Genomic DNA, 8100 nt, shown 5'->3' with positions numbered 1-8100 from the left:
CGCCAGCGAGACAGGGCATCCGCTTTGGCCATGGCCATCTCTGACTCATTTACCCGTGCCTGGGTGAGGAATCGAGTCACCCGTGGGCTCTGTTGCAGTTGCTTCTCAAGGTCTTCCAAAGACACCAGCTGCTGACTGGTTTGCAGCTCGCCCAACAGAGCAAAGCCGACGTCATTGGCTGCCCCCCACTGGGCCGCCAGGTGCTGCCGAGCCACAAGCAGCTCATGATCCAGATCTTCCACATCCAGCTTACGACGCTCCAGCTCCACCTCCGCACGCAGCAGATCCACCCGCGAAGCGCGCCCAGCACGACTGCGGCGGCGAAGCTCATCCAATGATGTTAAAGCGTTATCGCTGGCCAGTTTTGCCAGCGCCAGACGTTCCTGATACGCCAGCGCAGTCAGAAAAGCCTGGGCCGTGCGGGCCGCCACGTCGTAACGCAGCAAATCTTGCTCAATAACTGCAACAGACTGTTTTCCTTCTGCGACATCGACTCGGCTCTCAACCTGCTTTCCCTCTAAAGCCCAACTCAGACTGAGCGTCGCCTGGGCACTATCGGCACCTTCATAGATGCCACTCCCCAGCACATCCTCAACTTCCAACTGAATCTCGGTTCCGCGGCGAATCTCTGCCTGGCGAATTTGCGCCCGGGCAGCCTGGGTTCGGTAGGCCAGAGCCTTGATCTGGGGATGCTGCTCCAAGCTTCGCTTTATTGCCTGAGTGAAGGTCAGTTCAGCTTCAGCAGCCTCCAGTGGCGACGCGAAAGCCAGCACTCCCAGTAGTATCAGTGGCGCAAAAAACCGATCGATTCTCGGTTTTTTGCGCGTAAAAAAAATTGAAATTCTATTCATCAGAACACTCTTAATGAAGAAATAAGGTTTCCAGAAAATGGTGCACAAGATCAACACTGGCGGCACTGCATAGTGCCGCAACCACCACCACAGCGCCGACAACCGCCACAGACACACTGCGCTGTTCAGTCGGACCCAGCAAATGAATAATCCGTCGCTGAACCGCATGGGCAGCAAAATGACAATGCACCTGACCAAGTTCCTGCTCTCTAAAGCGGGTCGCCAGTTTTTCTACATTCAATAACGACTGGGCAATTGCGGCAGGCTTCGGATAACGGCGCAACACCCATTCGTCCGCTCGCTGCTCCTGAACTAACTCTAGTTCCGCCAGAAGAAAGCGGCGTACAGGTGAGGGATAAAGCCCTACCAACATGGCAAATAGGCTTTTCCTCAAAGGATCACGGCGAACAATATGGGCTTGTTCATGCAGGCCGATAATATGCCGTTCTTCTTCCGAGATAGAAGAAGCAAGCCCGCGAGTAATGAAGGCCTGCGGTGACAATAACCCCGCGACAAACGCCATGGGCGCATCAGCATCTAACTCGGCAAGTCCACCCTCGCTACGCTCACTCAGTGCAGCGAGCAACGTGTACCTACGACTCAGAGCCCGGGTCCGCCAAGCCCCAAATGCAAACGCGATGAAGATCGAAAGAAGACATAGCGACAGGAATACCCCATGCCAAGATGCCGGTGAAAACAGATAGGCGTGGTGCCAATGGATGATCCCGGCAAGCCACAAATGGGAGGCGGGAAACAATTCCGGCATAACCGATAGGATAACCGCTGCCCCGCCTGCAATTATTGGGAAAGATGCGATCAGCCACAGCAAGTTACTACGCATGGTTAGCGAGTAGCCCTCAAAACCCGGCATGACGAAACGCACTATAATAGCAGTGATCACTATCCCACCCAGCACCCCAAGCATCAGGATAGTGAGCAGATGCAGCAACAATGCGGGATACCCGAAAATCATTGGCCAGATTGCTCCGCATCTGCCTCACGATGGGCTTCGATCAGTTTTTCCAGCGCCTCGATCTGCTTCTCAGAAAGCTTTTCTGAGAAGGTACTGAAAGCCGCGATCAGCGTGCTGCCGGGGTCCGCACTATAATCCTCGCCAATGCCCTCAATCAATTTTCCGATAAAGGCTTGGCGGTCCATAGCTGCCTGGTAATGGAATGCATGGCCTTGCTTTTCACGGCGCAGCAGGCCCTTCTTATAGAGCCGATCTAGGGTGCTCTGGATTGTGTTCAGGGTACCACCACGCCGCTTTTCGAAATGCGAGTGCACGGACTTGGCATCCGCTGTCCGCCCTTTCCAGAAATACTGCAGTACCTGCTTTTCAAGCTCACCCAGCTGCATATCTGTCCGCCAATTGATCACATGGCCAGAACCATGACACACACAAAACCGAGCGTCAATCGGTTTTTATTAATTCAACCCAAGAGAGAAATAGGGAAAACCGAGCGACCTCTGAATGTAAAGGCAACCATCTTGAAAATTGGCCAGATCAAAGAAAACTCTCATCGTTCTACCGATCAAAAAACCAATAATACAAAGGTGTTCGACAGAGAATACAAGAGGAATTTCGAAGGCGGAGAAGGGAAAGCCACACTAAATGCTACACTTTTCTTTATTATAACGATGGCGCCACCTCCCTATGGCAGAAGCATAAAGGCCACCATCTTAGCTCCTCTCTATATCCTGTTAACTTTTAATTTATGATTCTAGTAGCACGAAAAGCATCTCTACCATGCAAAGTAATCCCTTTATTTGTCGGCATTTCAGGATACCTATTAGGAGGAATTATTGTGAAATCGAGTGGAATATCAGCATACCTAGAAGCATCACTCGGCATGTAATTAATTAGATTAGGGTATGGAAATTTCAAATTTGGATCTGGCTGCCAGGCCACCAAAAATGCGAGGGGCATATACTTCATTAACGACACCACAACAGGCGGCGTTCCAAATCTGGGTAGCATTGACATTGCTCTAACAAGCACCTGATCCCAGTAAGGATATATCCAATAGTAAACCCTAAGCTCTTCAGGTGCTGGGGCAGCGGGGTCTAAAACGAAATCCGCCAACACATCTCCCATCTCTCCGCGAGGAAAATACCCGACTCCAACGGAAAGAATATGGCCACAAACAGCTTTGGCAACCAGTCCCGGCTGAGTATTGAAATGAGCTACCGAGGGTCTATCCAGCTGACTGAACAGATACCTGGAAACATCGTTAGAGAGATTAATTAATGCCTTGTCGTATTGGCTTCCAAGCAGATCTCTATTGCACGAAAGACAGGTTGTTCTGAATTTCACCCCTTGCTGAAAATGACGTGGCTTCCCCCTCTCTCCAGGTTCAGCACCAAGGCTTCCAACAAGATTATGGAGCGCCATTCTAGGAAAGCGAGTAACACCCTTCGGGGGAACATGATCTTCCGTAAGAGGGCCTGTTTCTCCGCAGATATTACAGATTCCATTTTTAGGCCCTTTTACTCTAGGAAAAGTCATCCAGCCCTCTATACGAAAAGGAAAATCTAACTAATAACCGCCAAGATTTGCTCTCTTACATTACGCCCCTGCTCATCTTTTTTCTGGGCCATAAGGTATATGCCCTTACCCTCGCTCCCCTTAGCCCACAGCTCCCCAACCAGCCGCTTTTCTTTCTCTTGGTCCGCAGAGAATCGATCCGCGCCCTTGTACTCAATAACAAGAAGCCGCCCATCCTTGAGTCGAGCAACGAAATCAGGGTATGTACGCTGGCGAGATGTAGGCATCCAGAACTGAGAGGAATGCACCAAGTTGCGAACCCAAAACTCTACTTCGTCAAGAAAATCAATTGCCTGAGCGCACTCAAACTCTTCGGCCAATTTACCCGCCGGCGTTTTCCAGGGTAGCTCGCCAGGTACCGGATAATAATGCTTACGGAATCGATACTGGCCCTCGTAGTATTTCCGTGCCGGATAGAGAGCCATATCTGCCGGATAAGTAAAAGAATGATCAGGAGCATCACTGGTAACGACCTCAATCCCTCCGTCGAATAATGCCTCCTGAAAACCCTCTTTATAGGCTCGACTCTTGGCTATCTGGAGCTGTTCAGCGAGCTTGCGGCGCAAGATAAACTGACCTTTCAGCAATTGCGCCAGAGAAAAACCCCGACTATCCCGAAGGTCACTGATAGCACGACGAACCCACTCCCTGAGAACAGGTTGCTTTACTGATGGATCTCGGATTGCGTGATCCAGCCAGCCAACGAGATCTGCTTCGGTGCGATCATGGGCGAACCCAGGAAGATAGGTCGCAGCATCATCCTTGATTAAGCGGTAATTGAGCTCCTCCCCATCTAGGTCGACCTCAAACGTCATGGTCTCATCGTTGATGCGAAAACTGGACAAATCGGGCGGAAAAGACAACAGATCCCAAGTGAAGTTAGTCGAAAGGGCACCTTTATCAACCAACTCCAATTCGCCCTGCTCAACCATGCACAGACGAGGAACACTGAACACAGCCCCTCGTTCACTAGGTGCCTTGGCTGCCAAGGATTTCAACTGGTGTTGCTCAATTCGTGCAGCTAGCTCTTCCCGCTTCTTGGGTGGAGCCGTAGCCACAATAACCTCTACTGTTGCCTCATCAATTTCGTCGGTAAGGTCAATGGTTCCCCCTTTCCCTTCTGGGCTGGGAGTAAACAGCACCCGTTGATGGTCTCGTTCTGGCACATTAGCAAGATTGGGAGCCTTAGGCAGCTCAATACGAGTTGTAGGCAGAGGCGGAACTGTAATTTCGCCACCCTCAAGAGGTAGGTCTCTCTCTTTCCGGATTGCGGTAGCCGCTTCCATCGGGTTGAAGCCAATATTGACCAAGGATTGAGTCAACTCCCCAGCGGCCCTGCCAAAATCGTCCGTAACCGCATGAGCGTAGGCCTTGTTCATTTCCCCCTGGCGGCGACGGGTTGCGTACGGCATTCGTAACACTCTGCCAAGCAACTGCTGGATATCTTTATCGCTTTTGACTTGGGCTACAGAGCAGAACACATAGGCAAAAGAACAATCCCAGCCCTCTTTAAGTGCCTGCTTGGTGATGATGACCTCTATTGGACATTCCCGCGCAAAAAGATCCACACCGTCGATTTCGCGGGTCGTGCCTGTAGCAATGGCAATCGATTTCTCAGCAACGCCTGTCTCGACAAGGTGTCGCTTCACCTCTTCAACCGTGGCAGCGCCTTTTGCGTTCTGGGCCTGAATCAAGAGAATCGGACGGATGTAGTCAGGCTCATCCATGGCCGTTTTAGCGAGCATGTTCCGGCGTGCCACCGCACTATTGATGGCTTCTTGCCACTCCCCATTATGTTCCTTCAGAACAACAGGGAACTTGATCATGTTTTCTGCCTTCAACTCGAAGGCAGAAACACTTACAAGAACATTTGAACTCTTAACGTCGGGAGTGGCGGTCAACTCAACAACGCCACGAGGCCCTAGCCGCTCATAAACCGTATAAGAGAGGGGCGTAGTCGCGTTATGGGCCTCGTCCATGATAATTAAAGGGCCGTGCATTCTGAGCAGGTTTGCAAATGACGCCACTACTTGCCCGCTGTCATCCCGATGCAAGTATTCCAGCTCTTTGGAACTGCTGGAGAAATGGGGTTCCAGCTCTTCGTGGTAATCATAAACCTTACGGCCTTCCTTATTTTCCACTCTCAATGCAGCAACAGTGGAAATCACGATACAAACCTTAGTTCCCAAGTCTGCAGGACGGATTTGGGAAAAATCTGCGACGTCAAAGACCGCGACCTGACCACCAAAGGCATCATCTAGCTCCTGTCTGTAGGGATGCCTTGGATCGCTGAATGCCTCCAGAGTTTGATCCTTGATTTGAGTGGTTGGGACCATCCACATCACGAGCGGAAACTGCCGTTCCAGCAAAGACCGACTTGCGGCCTGAATAATGTGGGCCCCCATGACAGTTTTCCCCCCACCCGTGGGAATACGCAGGCAGACATACGGGATGTGCGGCAAGCCAGGCATGGGCTTGTATTCGTCAATCAGCCCTTCATCCACGGCTTTACCGAAAGCAGATGCGGCTCCTTCAACACGAGCCAGCTCCAGAAAATGCTCCAGGCTGGCAAGGGAGCGACGTTGATATTGCTTGAGAGCCAAAGCCATAGAGCTATGCCTTGATGTCGTAGGGTGTTTGTTTAAAAGTGATATCCAGCTCGTCAAGCTGCTCCTGAGTCAGGCCACTAGCCTCCCCATAAATCACCTTTGGGCCATCAAACTTAGGGAGCGAACGTAAAACTCGACGCGTCAGAACATTCCCCCCTCCATTACTCTCATCACCCAGAATTCCGTTATAAAGCAGGTAGTAACCGATACCGTTATGACTCCCTAGGAATGACTCTTTCGGGGCACGAGTTGAGCGAGCAATTCCTGTTTCGGAGAACCAGACATGGGCCGCTAAACTTTCAAAACGTATATCTGGCCGGATATGACCATTTTCGTCGAACACTGGCGCGCCTAGTTTAAAGAAACGAAACCCCCCTCCTCCTTGCCAGTTGACTGACTTCGAGATACCTCCCTGCTCACCAAGCACAACTTCTTTGAGGCGTGGCTGACAATGTGAGCGGGCATGCTCACCCATCTCTATTCCGATCCATTGCCGACCAGTCTTATGAGCTACTGCAGCAGTCGTTCCGGACCCGAGGAAACTGTCGAGGACGATGTCTCCCGGATTTGTGGCGATATCAAGGATTCGCTTGATAAGTCTTTCAGGCTTCGGTGTATCGAAAGCTTGGTCTGCCCCAAACAGCTCATTGATTTCTTTTTTTGACTCCTGATTGTGACCAACCTCAGAATTTGGCCACCAAGTCCAAGAGGACACTCCCTCGTGCTCAGCCAAATAATTCTTAACTCGAGGCCTTCCATCGCCTTTGGCGCCAAACCACATACGGCCTTGTTTTCGCAATTCATGAAACACAGGCTCAATATTAGACCAGCATCGCCCCGCAGGCGGCTCAACGATACGCCCGCTTGGCAACTGAATCTTATACATCTGGTTTGGACGCCAACCTTGCGCCGTAAAGTCAGTTGAGGACCATGGTCCACGAGGGTCGTTGTCAGGATTTTTGAATCCAGTCGCCTTCGAACGGTCCAATGCTAATCGATTTAAGGAAATCTTATTTATGTCTCTCGCATAAACAAAAAGGTGATCATGCGCAGCCCCCATCTGAATACGCGCATCTGCCGATGTACGCTTCTGCCAAAGAGCATTACAGACAAAATTCTTTCGCATGAATATCTCATCAGCAATAACTTTAAAGTAGTGCGCTTCGTTATCGTCTAAGGTTACCCAGATTGTTCCATCTTTAGATAGAAGGCTGCGGAGCAGCTGCAAACGGGGATACATCATCGACAACCACTGCGAATGTTCGAGGTTATCGTCATAGTGTTCAAAAGCGCTTTGCGTGTTGTAAGGGGGATCGATAAATATGCACTTCACTTGCCCAGCATAGTAGGGAAGCAAAGCTTTTAAAGCATCGAGATTATCTCCCTCGATGAGCATATTGGCCGAATCAGGCTCACCGTAAGATAGACCCGTGACAGGCTGCAGCAATCGGTACGGTGTGAGCGCTGCGCGGGTCAAATCTTCCTCACGTTTATACCAAGACAACTGCGGCATTTAGTATTTTCCTGTTCCTACAATTCTTTGTTGATCATCAAAATGAAGACCACTATTTTTTGAATGGAACCACATCGCCCGGCATTGGGCCATTTGATCTTCTTGCCTTGGATTTGAGCTTAAGAGAAACCACTTTATCCTCAGCATTTATCTGCTCACTTAGATAACCATGGCGGAGATTACAAAGCATCTCGATTATCTCCGGCGCCAAGCCAATTTGATTAACCAGTGTGTCACGATCAAAAACCCCGTTATCTACCAAGAGGTGGACGCCACGCATCATCAGCTTGGGCTGCTCAAAAGGGATGGCATCATCTCCAGGCTCACCCTTTGTCCACTTTCGGGCAGAACGACCTTTCCAAAGCCTTAGCTCAAGTTGCTCATTCAAAAGAGAAAGGTCTCGGCACCGAACAATCATTGCAGCAACAGACACCCTCCACCTGGATTTTAGCGAGAGCAGATTGTCAAGGGTTGGCCATACCACTTCTTGAGAGAAGCTATCAGGCGGCAGCAAGAAAGCACTAGCAAACCGGTGTGCCTGCTCTTCCAATAGATTGTAGAGCTCACTTTTGGCGTACT

8 protein-coding genes are annotated in these 8100 nt (G+C 50.5%); 1 reads left to right on the top strand and 7 read right to left on the bottom strand.

From position 1 onward, the window contains the following. The 3 genes from A3730_RS21210 to A3730_RS21200 all read right to left on the bottom strand — a co-directional run. Positions 1 to 851: TolC family protein (locus A3730_RS21210; protein ID WP_197477560.1), on the bottom strand; the 851-nt coding region annotated here is incomplete at its 3' end. Between the two features lie 10 nt (positions 852 to 861). Beyond that, positions 862 to 1824, bottom strand: a complete 963-nt coding sequence (locus A3730_RS21205) for a M56 family metallopeptidase (protein WP_063520502.1) — start codon at positions 1822 to 1824, stop codon at positions 862 to 864. Next, positions 1821 to 2210, bottom strand: coding sequence for a BlaI/MecI/CopY family transcriptional regulator (locus A3730_RS21200; protein WP_063520503.1), 390 nt, complete (start codon positions 2208 to 2210; stop codon positions 1821 to 1823). Before A3730_RS21200 ends, A3730_RS21205 begins: the two co-directional genes overlap by 4 nt. A 33-nt stretch (positions 2211 to 2243) precedes the next feature. Between A3730_RS21200 and A3730_RS21195 the strand changes: the two genes are divergently transcribed. Beyond that, the gene (locus A3730_RS21195; RefSeq protein ID WP_063537556.1) at positions 2244 to 2573 is read left to right on the top strand and encodes a hypothetical protein; all 330 of its coding nucleotides are present in this window, start codon (positions 2244 to 2246) and stop codon (positions 2571 to 2573) included. Here A3730_RS21195 and A3730_RS30555 read toward each other — a convergent pair. From A3730_RS30555 to A3730_RS32025, 4 genes are all read right to left on the bottom strand, one after another. Continuing rightward, positions 2563 to 3360, bottom strand: a complete 798-nt coding sequence (locus A3730_RS30555; protein ID WP_156497025.1) for a hypothetical protein — start codon at positions 3358 to 3360, stop codon at positions 2563 to 2565. The genes A3730_RS21195 and A3730_RS30555 overlap by 11 nt on opposite strands. A 26-nt stretch (positions 3361 to 3386) precedes the next feature. Further along, positions 3387 to 6008: a DEAD/DEAH box helicase gene (locus A3730_RS21190; RefSeq protein WP_063520505.1), complete on the bottom strand. Its 2622-nt coding sequence runs from the start codon at positions 6006 to 6008 to the stop codon at positions 3387 to 3389. 4 nt (positions 6009 to 6012) lie between these two features. Beyond that, positions 6013 to 7521 carry a site-specific DNA-methyltransferase gene (locus A3730_RS21185; protein WP_063520506.1) on the bottom strand — a complete coding sequence of 503 codons (1509 nt, stop codon included), beginning with the start codon at positions 7519 to 7521 and terminating at the stop codon, positions 6013 to 6015. A gap of 52 nt (positions 7522 to 7573) precedes the next feature. Beyond that, a partial coding sequence (locus A3730_RS32025; RefSeq protein WP_197477559.1) for an ImmA/IrrE family metallo-endopeptidase occupies positions 7574 to 8100 on the bottom strand: 527 nt, incomplete at its 5' end.

The sequence above is a fragment of the Alcanivorax sp. HI0044 genome (assembly GCF_001634945.1).
This window is presented reverse-complemented; position numbering and strand designations above follow the sequence as displayed.